Here is a 13611-nt window from a genome sequence, read left to right as displayed (position 1 = left end):
GATCGCCACCCTCAAGACCTGGAAAATCCTGGTCAAGCTGCGCTGCTGCCCACGCCGAGCGACCGCGATCGTGCAGGCCATCCTCGTCCTGCACCACGTCGAAGCCGACCGCTACGCAGGATGAAAATGGCTCACTGTGATCCCCAGCGCCTCACTGGTGTTCCTGGACGCGAGGACGTTCTGGCGGAATGGATGTATCGCCTGCGCCGTAAGCGGCCCGAGCATTCCGAGCAGGCGATCGGCGGGCAGCGACGCCGCTTCGTCCAGGCGTTCCCGTACGGCCTCGTCACCGGCTATTCGCCGAACGACGTTCCGTGCCCGCCGGACCCGGACGACCGGCACGTGCTGGCCGCCGCCGTCCACGGTCGCGCCGACATCCTGGTGACCGACGACCGGCGCGCCTTTCCGCCGGAATGCGTACGGGAATCGCTGTCGGTCCGCACCGGCGACGAGTTCCTCAACTGGGTGGCCGACCGTTCGATGCCTCTGGTCATGAGAACGTTGGCGCGGCAGATCGACTACTACCGGCGCAGCCTGGTCGCCGAGGACAAGGACGCGGTCGAACTGATCGCCCACCTACGGAAGGCCGGCGCGTCCCGTTTCGCCGATCGGCTCGAGAATCACCTCGCCGATCCGTCCGGCCGCTGACCGCCGAAGACCGCGAAACGCCATTCCTTGAAGAAGCAGTCCACGTCCACCAGGCCCGCCTCGGTCAGCCAGCGACACTGCTCGGCCACCGGGGCCGGCCGGTCGTGCCGCATCCGCTCGCGGGCGCCGGCGATCTCCTCGGCGTCGGAGCCCAGCTCGGTGATCCGCGCCGTCCACACCTCGTCGTAGCGGCGGTCCAGCGCGGGGGTCGGCCCGGCGACCTGCTCGGCGTTGACGAACACCCCGCCGGGGACGAGCGCGTCGGCGGCCCGCTTGTACAGCGCCCGCTTGCCCTCGTCGTCGAGGTGGTGGATGGCCAGCGCGGAGACCACCGCGTCGTACCGGCCGGCGGGCAGCGGGCCGGCCAGGTCGGCGTGGACGGTGCGGTGCGGCACGCCACGGGCGTCCAGGTGCCCGGCGGCCACCGCGAGCATGCCGGGGGCGCCGTCCACGAGCGTCAGGCGGACCCCGGGGACGGCCGCGGTCAGCAGCAGGGACAGCAGGCCGGTGCCCGCGCCCAGGTCCAGCACCTCGGGGGTACGCCCGGCGGCGAGCGCGGCGCGCAGCGGGGGTGCGGCCACCTCGACAGCGGTGCCGTAGAAGGCGTCGAAGCAGGGCACCAGGCGGCGCCGGGCCTGGTCGTAGCTGCCGGCCACCGCGTCGAACGCGTCCGCCACGCTCATCATGCCTCCCGTTATATGAGATTTTTGTCCCACATTCTAAGCCCTGCGGAGCGTCTCGTCACCCTCGTGCGGTGTGAAGCGCTCGTGACAGGACCGAAACAGAGCAGACCCGGACCGGAAACCGCCCGACGGCACGCTTTTCCGACATGACAGACGGTGCACGCACGGCGACGCGAACGGGGTCACGCCTCGTCGAGGCCGCCACGCACTGCCCGTACTGCGCGTTGCAGTGCGGCATGGTGCTACGCGCCACCGGCGACGGTGTCGAGGTCGGCGCCCGCGACTTCCCCACCAACCGGGGCGGGCTCTGCCAGAAGGGCTGGACCGCCGCCGACCTGCTCGACCACCCGGACCGGCTCACCACCCCGCTGCTGCGCGACCGGCCCGGCGGCGAGCTGCGCCCGGCGACCTGGGACGAGGCGCTCGACCGCGTCGCCGCCGGGGTCGAGGACGTGCAGCACCGCCATGGGCCGGACGCGGTGGCGGTCTTCGGCGGCGGCGGGCTCACCAACGAGAAGGCGTACGCGCTGGGCCGCTTCGCCCGGGTGACGCTGCGGACCCGGCACATCGACTACAACGGGCGCTGGTGCATGTCGTCGGCCGCCGCGGCCGGGAACCGGGCGTTCGGGATCGACCGGGGACTGCCGTTCCCGCTCGCCGACCTCGGGCACGCGGACACGCTGCTGCTGGTCGGCGCGAACCCGGCCGAGACCATGCCGCCGCTGATGCGGCACGTCGCCGACCTGCGGGAACGCGGCGGCCGGCTGATCGTTGTCGACCCGCGCGCCACCGCCACCGCCCGCCAGGCCGACCTGCACCTGCAACCCCTGCCCGGCACCGACCTCGCGGTGGCGAACGCGCTGCTGCACATCGCGCTCACCGAGGGCTGGCTGGACCGGGCGTACGTCACGGAGCGGACCACCGGATTCGACGACGTCCGGCGGACGGTGGCCGGCTACTGGCCGACGGAGGTGGAACGGCTCTCCGGCGTGCCGGTGGCCGACCTGTACGCGACCGCCCGCGCACTCGCCACTGTGGACCGCGCGGTCGTCCTCACCGCCCGGGGCGCCGAGCAGCACGCCAAGGGCGTCGACACGGTCACCGCCTTCATCAACCTGGCCCTGGCCCTGGGACTGCCCGGCCGCCCCGGCTCCGGCTACGGCTGCCTGACCGGGCAGGGCAACGGACAGGGCGGCCGGGAACACGGGCAGAAGGCCGACCAGCTACCCGGCTACCGGCGCATCGACGACCCCGCGGCCCGCGAGCACGTCGCCGGGGTGTGGGGCGTCGAACCGGACTCGCTACCCGGGCCTGGAGTGCCGGCGTACCAGCTCCTCGACGCGCTCGGCACGCCGTCCGGCGCGCGGGCGCTGCTGGTGTTCGGTTCCAACCCGGTCGTGTCCGCGCCCCGCGCCGCGCGGGTCGAGTCCCGGCTGCGCGCCCTGGACCTGCTCGTGGTGGCGGACTTCGTCCGCTCCGAGACGGCCGAGCTGGCCGACGTGGTGCTGCCGGTCGCCCAGTGGGCCGAGGAGGACGGGACGATGACCAATCTGGAGGGCCGGGTGCTGCGCCGCCGGGCGCTGCGCGAACCACCCGCCGGGGTCCGTACCGAGCTGGAGATCCTCGCCGCGCTCGCCGAGCGGCTGACCGGGGGCGGGACGCCGCTGCCGGCCGACCCGCGCGAGGTGTTCGCGGAGCTGGGCCGGGCCTCGGCCGGCGGGCCGGCCGACTACGCCGGGATCACCTGGGACCGGATCGACGCCGACACCGGCGTGTTCTGGCCCTGTCCGGACCGGGACGGCCCGGACACGCCCCGGCTGTTCGCCGACCGCTTCCCCACCCCGGACGGCCGGGCCCGGTTCCATCCGGTGACCCACCGGCCGGCCGCCGAGCCGGTGTGCGCCGACTACCCGCTGCACTTCACCACCGGGCGGGTGCTCGCGCAGTACCAGTCCGGCGCGCAGACCCGGCGGGTGGCCGCGTTGCGCCGCGCCGCGCCCGGCGGCTTCGTGGAGCTGCACCCCGACCTGGCAGCACGGATCGGCGTGGCCGAGGGCGCGCCGGTACGTGTGGTCTCCCGCCGGGGTGAGTTGTGCGCACCGGCCCGGCTGAGCACGGCGATCCGGCCGGACACCGTCTTCGCGCCGTTCCACTGGCCCGGCGCGCAACGCGCCAACTCGGTCACCAACGACGCGCTCGACCCGGTCTCCGGGATGCCCGAGTTCAAGATCTGCGCGGTCCGGGTGGAGCCGGCATGAACGAACGCATCGTCGTCGTCGGCTACGGCATGGCCGGCGCCCGGCTCGCCGCCGAGCTGCACGCACGCGGCGGGAACCACTCGATCACAGTGCTCGGGGCGGAGCCGCACCGCGCGTACAACCGGATCATGCTCTCCACGCTGCTCGCCGGACGCATCGGCGAGCCGGACGTGGAGCTTGTCGAAGCCGTCGGGCCGGGCGTCGAGGTCCGCACCGGCGCGGCGGTCACCGCAGTGGACCGGGCCGCCGGCGAGGTGGTCACCGACGACGGCGAGCGGCACGGGTACGACCACCTGGTGCTCGCCACCGGCAGCCGGGCCGTGGTGCCGCCGCTGCCGGGCCTCGCCCCGCTGCCCGAGCGGGTCGTCCCGTTCCGCACGCTCGGCGACTGCCGGCGGATCCTCGCCGCCGCCGAGGGCGCGCGGCGCGTGGTCGTGCTCGGCGGAGGGCTGCTGGGTCTGGAGGCGGCCCACGGGCTGGCCGCCCGAGGGCTCGACGTGACTGTGGTCCACCCGGTCGGGCACCTGATGGAGCGCCAGCTCGACCCGCCGGCCGGCGCGGTCCTCGCGGGCACGCTCGCCGGCCTGGGCGTCCGGTCCCGGCTCGGGGTGCCGGCCACCGCCGTGAGCGCCGGCGCCGACGGCGTCCGCCTGCACCTGGGCGACGCCGGGACGCTCGACGCCGACCTGCTGGTGCTCTGCTGCGGGGTACGCCCCGACACCGCGCTCGCCGCGGCGGCCGGCCTCGCCGTCGAGCGGGGCGTGGTGGTGGACGACCGGATGCGGACGAGCGACCGGCGGATCTCGGCGATCGGCGACTGCGCCCAGCACGACGGGACGCTGACCGGGCTTGTCGCGCCGGCCTGGGCGCAGGCCCGGGTGGTGGCCGACGTGCTGACCGGCACGGACCCGCTGGCCCGGTACCGGCCCCGCCCGGCGGTGACCCGGCTCAAGGCGGCCGGTATCGACCTGGCCGCGATGGGCGACGTGGACGGGACCGGCGACCCGGGCGGGCCGGTCGAGGAGCTGACCTTCGCCGACCCGGCCCGGGGCACCTACGCCCGGCTGCGCATCCGGGACGAGCGGCTGACCGGCGCGATCCTGCTCGGCGACAACCCGGCGGTCGGCACCGTGGTGCAGCTGTTCGACAGGGGCGCGCCGGTGCCGGCGGACCGGCGTTCGCTGCTGCTCGGCCGGGCGTTCGGCGAGGCGCCGGCCGGTCCGGCCGCGTCACCGGCGCTGATGCCGGACGCCGCGACCGTGTGCCGGTGCAACGACGTGAGCAAGGGCGCGCTGGTGGCGTGCTGGCGGGCGGGCGCCCGGACGGCGGCGGAGCTGTCCGCGGAGACCCGGGCCGCCACCGGCTGCGGCAGTTGCCGGGACGCGGTGGCCGGCATCGCCGCCTGGCTCGCCGAGGTGGACCCGCCCACGGACGAGACACGCGACAGCGAGACGGATCGCGAGACGGTGGAGGTGTCATGAACGAGCGGCTGGTGGTGGTCGGCAACGGCATGGTGGGGCAGCGCTTCGTCGAAGCGCTGCGGGCCCGGGACACCGACGGGCGGTGGCGGGTCACGGTGCTCGCCGAGGAGCGGCGCCCGGCGTACGACCGGGTGCGGCTCTCGGCCGTGTTCGACGGGGTGGACGCCGGTGAGCTGAACCTGCACACGCCCGACGCCGGAGTGGACCTGCGACTCGGCGAACCGGTCACCGGCGTCGACCGGGCACGGCGGGTGGTGACCACGGCGGCCGGCGAGTACCCGTACGACGCGCTGGTGCTGGCCACCGGCTCGTACGCGTTCGTGCCGCCGGTCGACGGCACCGATCTGCCAGGCGTCTTCGTCTACCGGACGCTGGACGACCTGGCCGCGATCCGGGAGCACGCCCGGGGCCGCCGTACCGGCGCGGTGATCGGTGGCGGGCTGCTCGGGCTGGAGGCGGCGAACGCGCTGCGGCTGCTCGGGCTCGCCACGAGCGTTGTCGAGTTCGCGCCCCGGCTGATGCCGGTGCAGGTGGACGAGGCGGGCGGCGCGATGCTCCGCCGCTACGTCGAGGAACTGGGCGTCACGCCGTACCTCGGGGTGGCCACCACGGCGCTGCGTCCCGGGCCGGACGGCACGGTGGCCGCGCTCGACCTGGCCGACGGCCGCAGCCTCGACGCGGAGCTGGTGGTGGTCGCCGCCGGGATCCGGCCGCGCGACGAACTGGCCCGGGTGGCCGGGCTGCCACTGGGCCCGCGCGGCGGCGTGCTGGTGGACACGGCCTGCCGGACCGCCGACGAGTGGATCTGGGCGGTCGGCGAGTGCGCGGCGGTCGACGGGGTCTGCCACGGTCTGGTCGCGCCCGGGTACGCCACCGCCGAGGTGGTCGCGGACCGGCTGCTCGGCGGCGCTGCGACGTTCCCCGGCGCGGACACCGCCACGAAACTCAAGCTGCTCGGCGTGGACGTGGCCTCGTTCGGTGACGCGCACGGCGTCACCCCCGGCTGCCTCGACGTGACGTACACCGACCCGGCCACCCGCTCGTACGCGAAGCTGGTCCTCTCCGACGACGCGCGGACGCTGCTCGGCGGCGTGCTGGTCGGGGACGCGAGCGCGTACCCGGCGTTGCGCGCCAGTGTCGGCGGGCCGCTGCCCGCTCCCCCGCTGGCGTTGCTGGCGCCGGCCGGCGGCGCGGGCGCCGGTGCGGGCGCGTTGCCCGCCACCGCGCAGGTCTGCTCCTGCAACGCGGTGACCCGGGCCGACCTGGACGCGGCGATCGCCGGCGGGGCGACCGACGTGCCGGCGCTGAAGGCGTGCACCCGCGCCGGTACGAGCTGCGGCTCCTGCGTGCCGATGCTGAAGCAGTTGCTGGACGCCGCCGGGGTACGCCAGTCGACGGCGCTGTGCGAGCACTTCGACCACAGCCGGCAGGAGCTGTTCGACCTGATCCGGGTGCGGGGTATCAGCACGTTCTCCCGGCTCGTCGCCGAGCACGGGCGCGGCAGCGGGTGCGACATCTGCAAGCCGGTGGTGGCCTCGATCCTGGCCTCGCTCGGCACCGGGCACGTGCTCGACGGCGAGCAGGCGTCGCTCCAGGACACCAACGACCACTTCCTGGCCAACCTGCAACGCGACGGCAGCTACTCGGTGGTGCCCCGGATCCCCGGCGGGGAGATCACCCCGGAGAAGCTGATCGCGATCGGTGAGGTGGCGCGCGACTTCCGGCTCTACACGAAGATCACCGGCGGGCAGCGGATCGACCTGTTCGGCGCCCGGGTCGACCAGTTGCCGCAGATCTGGCGCCGGCTCGTCGACGCGGGCTTCGAGTCGGGTCACGCGTACGGCAAGGCGCTGCGCACCGTGAAGTCCTGCGTGGGCGACACCTGGTGCCGCTACGGCGTGCAGGACTCGGTCGGGCTCGCGGTCGCGCTGGAGCTGCGCTACCGGGGCCTGCGCGCGCCGCACAAGCTCAAGTCGGCCGTCTCCGGCTGCGCCCGGGAGTGCGCCGAGGCGCGGAGCAAGGACTTCGGCGTCATCGCCACCGAGACCGGCTGGAACCTGTACGTCGGCGGCAACGGCGGTTTCCGGCCCCGGCACGCCGACCTGTTCGCCACCGACCTGAGCACCGCGGAACTGGTCACCCTGATCGACCGGTTCCTCATGTACTACATCCGCACCGCCGACCGGTTGCAGCGCACCGCCGCCTGGGTCGAGGCCATGGACGGCGGCCTGGACCACCTCCGGTCGGTGCTCGTGGACGACTCGCTCGGGCTCTGCGCCGACCTCGACGCAGCGATGGCCCGGCACGTCACCAGCTACTCCGACGAGTGGCGCGACGTCCTGGAGGACCCGGACCGGCTGCGCCGCTTCACCTCCTTCGTCAACGCGCCCGAGGTGCCCGACCCGTCCATCACGTTCATCCAGGAGCGGGGCCAGCCGGTGCCGGCCCGGGGCGCGCCCCCGGACGGCGGACACCGCCGCCAGCCCGTCGCGCTGGGCCTGCCGGAGGTACGCCGATGAGCCCCGTCGTCACGCTGGACTGGACCCCGGTCTGCCCGCTGGACCGGCTCGACCCCGACCGGGGCGTGGCCGCCCTCGTCGACGGCGTACAGGTGGCGGTCTTCCGTACCGCGAACGGGCTGTACGCGGTGGACAACCTCGACCCGGTCGGCGGCGCGTACGTCATGTCCCGGGGTCTGGTGGGCAGCCGGGGCGGCGTGCCCACGCTCGCCTCGCCGCTGCACAAGCAGGTCTACGACCTCACCACCGGGCGGTGCCTGGACCTACCGGGCGTGACGCTGCGCCGGCATCCGGTGCGCTGCCGGGACGGCCTGGTCGAGGTGCGGTTACGGCAGGAGGAATGATGCGGGACGAGCTGGCCGGCTTCACCATCGGGGTCACCGCCGACCGGCGGCGCGACGAACTGGCCGCGCTGCTCCAGCGGCGCGGTGCGCGGGTGGTGCTCGCCCCGGCGCTGCGGATCGTCCCGCTGGCCGACGACACCGACCTGCGTGAGGCCACCCGGGCCTGCCTGGAACACCCGCCGGACGTGCTGATGGCCAACACCGGCATCGGCATGCGGGGCTGGCTGGAGGCGGCCGAGGGCTGGGGGCTGGCCGAGCCGCTGCGCACCACGCTCGCCCGCGCGTACGTGGTGTCCCGCGGTCCGAAGGCGACCGGCGCGATCCGCGCCGCCGGGCTGCGCGAGCACTGGTCCCCGGATTCGGAGAGCTGCGACGAGGTGGTCGAGCACCTGGTCCGGCGCGGGGTGGCCGGCCAGGTCGTGGCGATGCAACTGCACGGCGAGCGGCAGCCCGAGTGCGCCGACGCGCTGGTGGCGGCCGGCGCCACGGTGATCGAGGTGCCGGTGTACCGGTGGGCGCCGCCGGCCGACCCGGCGCCGCTGCACCGGCTCATCGACCTGGTGGCCGGGCGTCTCGTCGACGCGGTCACGTTCACCTCGGCCCCGGCGGCCGAGGCGCTGCTGCGCGCGGCCGGGGACCGTACCGAGACGGTGCTGGAGGCGCTGCGCGGCGACGTGCTGGCCGGGTGCGTCGGCACCGTCACCGCCGAGCCGCTGGTGCGGCGCGGGGTGCCGGTGAGCGCGCCGAGCCGGGCCCGGCTTGGCGCCCTGGTCCGCACCATCGTCGAGGAGCTGCCCCGGCGCACGGTCTCGGTGAAGGCGGCCGGGCACGTGCTGACGCTGCGCGGGCACGCCGCGGTGGTCGACGGGGAGCTGCGCCAGCTGGCGCCGGCGCCGATGGCGGTGCTGCGGGCGCTCGCCGCGTCGCCGGGGAAGGTGCTCTCCCGCACCGCGCTGCTGCGGACGCTGCCACGCGGCGCCGACGAGCACGCGGTGGAGATGGCGGTCGCCCGCCTGCGGGCGGGGCTGACGGCGCCCCGCGTGGTGCAGACGGTGGTCAAGCGGGGGTACCGCCTGCGGGTCGACTGACCCGCAGGCGGTCAGCCCACCGAGGCCGGGTAGCCGTGCTCGGCCTGGAGGCGGAGCATCGCGTGCTCGACCACCGTGACCAGCACCTGCTTGACCGAGTCCCGCTGGCGGGCGTCGCACAGGACCATCGGCACGTCCGGGGAGATGGCGAGCGCCTCCCGGACCTCCTCCAGCTCGTAGTGCGGCGCGTCGCCGAAGCGGTTCAACGCCACGACGTACGGCAGCTTGCGGTTCTCGAAGTAGTCCAGCGGCGCGAACGCGTCGGTGATCCGGCGGGTGTCCACCAGCACCGCCGCGCCCACCGCGCCCCGGATGATCTCGTCCCACATGAACCAGAAGCGGGTCTGGCCCGGCGTGCCGAACAGGTAGAGGATCAGGTCCTCGGCCATGGTGATACGGCCGAAGTCCATGGCGACCGTGGTGGTCTCCTTGCCCGGCACCTTCGACGCGTCGTCGATGCCCACGCCGGCCGCTGTCATCAGCGCCTCGGTGGTCAGCGGCTGGATCTCGGAGATCGCTCCGACAAGTGTCGTCTTGCCCACGCCGAAGCCACCCGCGATCACGATCTTCGCGGAGATGATCTCCCGGCCGCGGTTCACCCCGTCGGGGTCATAGTTCGCGAAGTCCACTTAGCACCCTTCCAAGCAGGTTCATCCGCGCCGCGAAACCCGTCGCGGGAGCGGCAGTGTGTAGCGTCAGCAGGCCCTCGGCCACCATGTCGGCGACCAGCACCCGGGTGACGCCCAGCGGCATCCGGGTGTAAGCGGCGATTTCCGCAAGCGACTGCGCCCGGCCCTCACAGACCGAGGAGATGCGGTACTTGTCGTGCCCGGCGAAGCGCGCCTCGGCCGACTGCGTCGGCGTGCTCGACAGCACCGCTTCGAGCGCGATGTTCTGCAACGGCTCGGTGCGGCCCCGGGTGACCGCGTACGGCCGCACCAGCGCGCCACGTGGATCACGTCGCGGGTCCATCTCGCGATCACCTCCCCTCGTTCGGAGCCGCACCGGCTCCGGTCGTCAGCTCCCCGGTCCGATCAGGACCGGACCGCGTCTCTCGGCAGCGGGACCAGTGCCTGGCCGACCCGCTCGACCAGCAGCGCCATCTCGTAACCCACCTGGCCGACGTCGCAGCTGCGCGCCGCGAGGACGGCCATCGACGAGCCGTCGCTGATGGACATCAGGAACAGGTAGCCGCTGTCCATCTCGATGACGGTCTGCAACACCCCGCCGGCGCTGAACATCCGCGCCGCGCCCTCGGTCAGGCTCACCACGCCGGAGGTGATCGCGGCGAGCTGGTCGGCCCGGTCACCGGGCAGGTCCCGGGAGGAGGCGAGCAGCAGCCCGTCCGCGGACACCGCCACCACGTGCGCGATACCCGCAACGCTGTCGGCGAAGTTGGTGAGAAGCCACCCCATGTCCTGCATGGCCGCCGGCCTGTTCATCGGTTCGTCTCCTTGGTCGAGGTGCTGTTCAGGTCGGCGCCGGCCGTACGGCCCCGCTGGACGCCACGGTGGTAGGCGGAGAGCAGACCGCGTACCTCGTCCGGCGTGCGCCGGCTGCGGTCCCGGCCGCTCTTCGGCTCTATCCCGCCGGGCACGAGCTGGGCCTGCGGCACCCGCTTGGGCAGCCCGGAGCGGGTGGTGCCGCCGGTGGTGGGCTCCGCGGCACGGCTGGCCCGGGACCAGCCCTCGTCGGCCGCCGTACGCCAGGCCTCCGGGTCGATCGGCGGCGCGGGCGCGGGCGCGGGCGCGGCGGCGGGTGGCGCCGGGGGCGGCGTCGCGGCCGCCGGCGGCGTGGACGGCACCTCCGGCGGGCTGTACGCGGACGGCGCGGTCGACGTGGTCAGCCCCGACGCCTGGGCCCCCGGGGTACGGGTGGGCAGCTTCGGACGCGCCGGCGCCGCTGGGGGCGCCACCGCCGGCTGTGCCGGCGCGGGCGGCTCGTCGAACGTGGGACGGGTGAAGATGGTGGTCTCGTCCTCTCCGTGCGAACGGAACCAGACCGCCTCCATCTCACGGAATATCGGCGCCTCGGCCCGCTGCTCGGGCCGGGCCACCACCGGCGTCGCCGGGGTGCTCTCCACCGCCGGCGCCGCCGCGAGCGGCTGGTAGGCCGGAGGCGCGGCCTGGGTCGCGGGTTGCGCGGTCTCGACACCCGGCGTCCGCTTGGGCAGGGGGTCGAGCGCGGGGTACGCCACCGTCGGTCCCCCGGCCGACCAGCCTGCTCCGGAGACCGGAGCCGGCGCGGTAGCGGGCGCCGCCGCCACCGGAGCGGGTGCCGCCACGGTGGGCAGCGCACCGGTCGCCCCACCCAGCTGTACGACGGGCGTGGTGTCGCGCGTCTCGCCGGGCGTCTGCCACCGCGACGGCGGAGCGGTGGTCGCCCCGCGCCACTGGTCGGCGAGCGTCGCCGTGGCCGCGCCCCGCCCGGCGCCGGCCAGCGCGTCGGCGGCGCCGACCTGGCTGAGCGGCGACTGTTCGACGGCGAGCGGCTGACGCGGCCGGGTCAGCGGGGCCTGGCCCCGGTTGGCCGGCAGCACCACTGTCGAGTTCGGCAGCGTGACCTGGGCGACTGTGCCGCCCTCGACGTTGCGACGCAGCTCGACGCGGATCCCGTAGCGGGAGGCGAGCCGGCTCACCACGGCCAGACCCATCAGCCGGAACGCGGCCACGTCGACGGTCGGCGGCGCGGCCAGCCGCCGGTTGAGCGAGTCGAGCTGGTCGTCGCTGAGGCCCAGACCGCGGTCCTCGATCTGGATCAGCACGTAGTCGCGGATCCGGCGGCCGTCGGCCACCACTGTGGTGTTCGGCGGTGAGAACCGGGTGGCGTTGTCGAGCAGCTCGGCGACCAGCCGGACGACGTCGTTGACGGCGTGCGCGGCCACCGAGATGTCGGTGTCGACGGTGCCGAACTCGATCCGGTTGTAGAGCTCGACCTCGGACTGCGCGGCGCGCAGCACGTCGACCAGGAGCGCGTCGTCGCGACGCGGTACGGCCGAGTCGGCGCCGGCGAGCACCAGCAGGTTCTCGTCGTTGCGGCGCATCCGGGTGGCCAGGTGGTCCAGCTCGAACAGCTGCGCCAGCCGCTTCGGGTCCTCCTCGGAACGCTCGATCGCGTCCAGCTCACCGATCATCCGGTCGACCAGGCTCTGCGAGCGGCGGGCCAGGTTGAGGAACATCGCCGAGACGCTCGTCCGCAGCGCGGCCTGCTCGGCCGCGACCCGGACCGCCTCCCGGTGGACCACGTTGAAGGCCACAGCCACCTGACCGACCTCGTCGCGGTTGCTCAGCTTGATCGGATCCCGTACCTGCTGGACGATCTCGTCCACACCGCCGTCACCGATGGCGTTGACGTTCTGGAGCCGGCTCACCGCGTCCGGCAGGTCGTGGTTGGCCACGGCGAGCGCGCCCTCGCGCAGCCGGCGCAGCGAGTCGTTGAGCGAGCGGGCGAGCACCACGGCGAGCGTCACCGCGACCGCGAGCGTGAGCAGCACGAGCAGGCTCTCCACGATCGCCTGCCGGATCACGTCGGCGCGTGCCTCGTCGGCGTCGGCCAGCATGTCGTCCAGGAGCTGGATCTCGGCCCACCGCATCAGGTCGTCGACCGCGCCGATGGCGGCTGATGCCTCGTCGCGGGTGACCAGCGCCTGACGCCCGATGGACCGGGAGATGTCGCCCGCGACCCGGTCGGCGAGCTGGACGGCGTCACCGGAGACGGTGCGGTCCACCAGGGCCCGCTGGCTCGGCGTCGCGGACCGGGAGAAGGTGAGCAGCGCCTCCTGCTGACCCGTCAGCGTGGCCACGAAGGACGAGAACTGCTCCTCGTCGATCCTTCCGCCGTCGAGGGCGGTGAAGGCCACCGCCTGCTCCTCGGCCACCTCGGCCTTGGCGTGGGCGAACGCGGCCACCGCGCGGCGGGCGTCGGCCAGGCTGTCCGCGCCCGGCTGCTGGGCCAGGGCGTCGCTGTACGCGACCAGGTCGTCCAGCACGATGCCGTAGCGCAGGCTCGCCTCGGCCACCGGCATCTGCAGCCGGTCCAGCACCTCCTGGCGGGTGCCGTTCAACGTGGACAGGTGGGCGTCGATCACCTTGAGCTGGTTGCTGATCGCGCCCGTCACGTCGCCGAGCTTGCCCCGCTCGTCCTGGTACGCCGCGATGCGCTCGTCGGTCTGGCGCACCCGCAGGTTGTACGCGTCCGGCTTCTGGTTCGGGTCGGCCAGGAAGACCGCCGCCGCCATGCGCTCCTTGTGCAGGTCCTGGGTGAGCGCCGCGATGTCGACCGACACCGCGCTCAGCGACCGGACCTGGTCCGCCTCGTACGCGCCCTGGCCCACCGAGATGAGTCGGATAGTTGCCAGCGCGATGACAGCTGCGACCGGAACGACCAGGATGAGGGCGAGCTTGGAGCGGATCCGCGCGTCGCGCAGCCTGGGCAGGAGCCGGCGCCGATTCCGCTGTTCGGCGTTGGGGCTCCCGGGCAGGGTCGTAGGTCCGGTGCTCACGACATCGCCTCCGTCGTTTCTTCCACGCGTGACCCGCTGACCCGTGCCTGGTGCAGCGGCCAGCGCCACGCGCGGCACGGCCGCGATTT

The 13611-nt window shown here is 74.3% G+C and carries 11 protein-coding genes and 1 pseudogene; 7 read left to right on the top strand and 5 right to left on the bottom strand.

Annotated features, from left to right (window positions below; translation table 11 throughout):
* Together FB454_RS14770 and FB454_RS14765 are read left to right on the top strand one after the other, a co-directional pair.
* Positions 1–124, top strand: a pseudogene (locus FB454_RS14770) (IS5/IS1182 family transposase); the annotation flags it as partial.
* A complete protein-coding gene (locus FB454_RS14765; protein ID WP_486485419.1) occupies positions 121–648 on the top strand; it encodes a PIN domain-containing protein in 528 nt (175 codons plus the stop codon). The pseudogene FB454_RS14770 and the gene FB454_RS14765, both read left to right, overlap by 4 nt.
* On the opposite strand, the gene FB454_RS14760 is transcribed toward FB454_RS14765, so the two are convergent.
* Positions 621–1334 (bottom strand): class I SAM-dependent methyltransferase, encoded by a 714-nt coding sequence (locus FB454_RS14760; protein ID WP_236619347.1) that lies wholly within the window; start codon positions 1332–1334, stop codon positions 621–623. The genes FB454_RS14765 and FB454_RS14760 overlap by 28 nt on opposite strands.
* 143 nt (positions 1335–1477) lie before the next feature.
* Between FB454_RS14760 and FB454_RS14755 the strand changes: the two genes are divergently transcribed.
* From FB454_RS14755 to FB454_RS14735, 5 genes are read left to right on the top strand one after another with little or no spacing between them, the layout of a single operon-like run.
* Entirely contained in the window at positions 1478–3589 is a 2112-nt protein-coding gene (locus tag FB454_RS14755) for a molybdopterin oxidoreductase family protein (RefSeq protein WP_145823071.1), read from the top strand.
* Positions 3586–5070: an FAD-dependent oxidoreductase gene (locus FB454_RS14750; protein ID WP_145823070.1), complete on the top strand. Its 1485-nt coding sequence runs from the start codon at positions 3586–3588 to the stop codon at positions 5068–5070. Before FB454_RS14755 ends, FB454_RS14750 begins: the two co-directional genes overlap by 4 nt.
* Positions 5067–7589: a nitrite reductase large subunit NirB gene (gene nirB / locus FB454_RS14745; RefSeq protein WP_145823069.1), complete on the top strand. Its 2523-nt coding sequence runs from the start codon at positions 5067–5069 to the stop codon at positions 7587–7589. The genes FB454_RS14750 and nirB overlap by 4 nt, the downstream gene beginning before the upstream one ends.
* Positions 7586–7933, top strand: coding sequence for a nitrite reductase small subunit NirD (nirD, locus tag FB454_RS14740; RefSeq protein WP_013288584.1), 348 nt, complete (start codon positions 7586–7588; stop codon positions 7931–7933). The genes nirB and nirD overlap by 4 nt, the downstream gene beginning before the upstream one ends.
* Entirely contained in the window at positions 7933–9021 is a 1089-nt protein-coding gene (locus tag FB454_RS14735) for a uroporphyrinogen-III synthase (RefSeq protein WP_013288585.1), read from the top strand. The genes nirD and FB454_RS14735 overlap by 1 nt, the downstream gene beginning before the upstream one ends.
* Before the next feature lie 11 nt (positions 9022–9032).
* Here the strand turns inward: FB454_RS14735 and FB454_RS14730 are convergent, their stop codons facing one another.
* The 4 genes from FB454_RS14730 to FB454_RS14715 form a co-directional block, all read right to left on the bottom strand.
* On the bottom strand, positions 9033–9650 hold the full coding sequence (locus FB454_RS14730; protein WP_013288586.1) for a GTP-binding protein: 618 nt from the start codon (positions 9648–9650) through the stop codon (positions 9033–9035).
* The gene (locus FB454_RS14725) at positions 9631–9993 is read right to left on the bottom strand and encodes a DUF742 domain-containing protein (RefSeq protein ID WP_013288587.1); all 363 of its coding nucleotides are present in this window, start codon (positions 9991–9993) and stop codon (positions 9631–9633) included. The genes FB454_RS14730 and FB454_RS14725 overlap by 20 nt, the downstream gene beginning before the upstream one ends.
* A 62-nt stretch (positions 9994–10055) precedes the next feature.
* Positions 10056–10463 (bottom strand): roadblock/LC7 domain-containing protein, encoded by a 408-nt coding sequence (locus FB454_RS14720; protein WP_013288588.1) that lies wholly within the window; start codon positions 10461–10463, stop codon positions 10056–10058.
* Positions 10460–13522 carry a nitrate- and nitrite sensing domain-containing protein gene (locus FB454_RS14715; RefSeq protein WP_145823068.1) on the bottom strand — a complete coding sequence of 1021 codons (3063 nt, stop codon included), beginning with the start codon at positions 13520–13522 and terminating at the stop codon, positions 10460–10462. The genes FB454_RS14720 and FB454_RS14715 overlap by 4 nt, the downstream gene beginning before the upstream one ends.
* Between the last annotated feature and the right edge of the window lie 89 nt (positions 13523–13611).

Source organism: Micromonospora sp. CNZ297 (genome assembly GCF_007827625.1).
This window is presented reverse-complemented; position numbering and strand designations above follow the sequence as displayed.

Excerpts from the sequence above, each read along its gene's own strand:
- FB454_RS14765 (WP_486485419.1), top strand. The coding sequence starts at position 121 with ATGAAAATGGCTCACTGTGATCCCCAGCGCCTCACTGGTGTTCCTGGA.
- FB454_RS14760 (WP_236619347.1), bottom strand. The coding sequence starts at position 1,334 with ATGATGAGCGTGGCGGACGCGTTCGACGCGGTGGCCGGCAGCTACGAC.
- FB454_RS14755 (WP_145823071.1), top strand. The coding sequence starts at position 1,478 with ATGACAGACGGTGCACGCACGGCGACGCGAACGGGGTCACGCCTCGTC.
- FB454_RS14750 (WP_145823070.1), top strand. The coding sequence starts at position 3,586 with ATGAACGAACGCATCGTCGTCGTCGGCTACGGCATGGCCGGCGCCCGG.
- nirB (WP_145823069.1), top strand. The coding sequence starts at position 5,067 with ATGAACGAGCGGCTGGTGGTGGTCGGCAACGGCATGGTGGGGCAGCGC.
- nirD (WP_013288584.1), top strand. The coding sequence starts at position 7,586 with ATGAGCCCCGTCGTCACGCTGGACTGGACCCCGGTCTGCCCGCTGGAC.
- FB454_RS14735 (WP_013288585.1), top strand. The coding sequence starts at position 7,933 with ATGCGGGACGAGCTGGCCGGCTTCACCATCGGGGTCACCGCCGACCGG.
- FB454_RS14725 (WP_013288587.1), bottom strand. The coding sequence starts at position 9,993 with ATGGACCCGCGACGTGATCCACGTGGCGCGCTGGTGCGGCCGTACGCG.
- FB454_RS14720 (WP_013288588.1), bottom strand. The coding sequence starts at position 10,463 with ATGAACAGGCCGGCGGCCATGCAGGACATGGGGTGGCTTCTCACCAAC.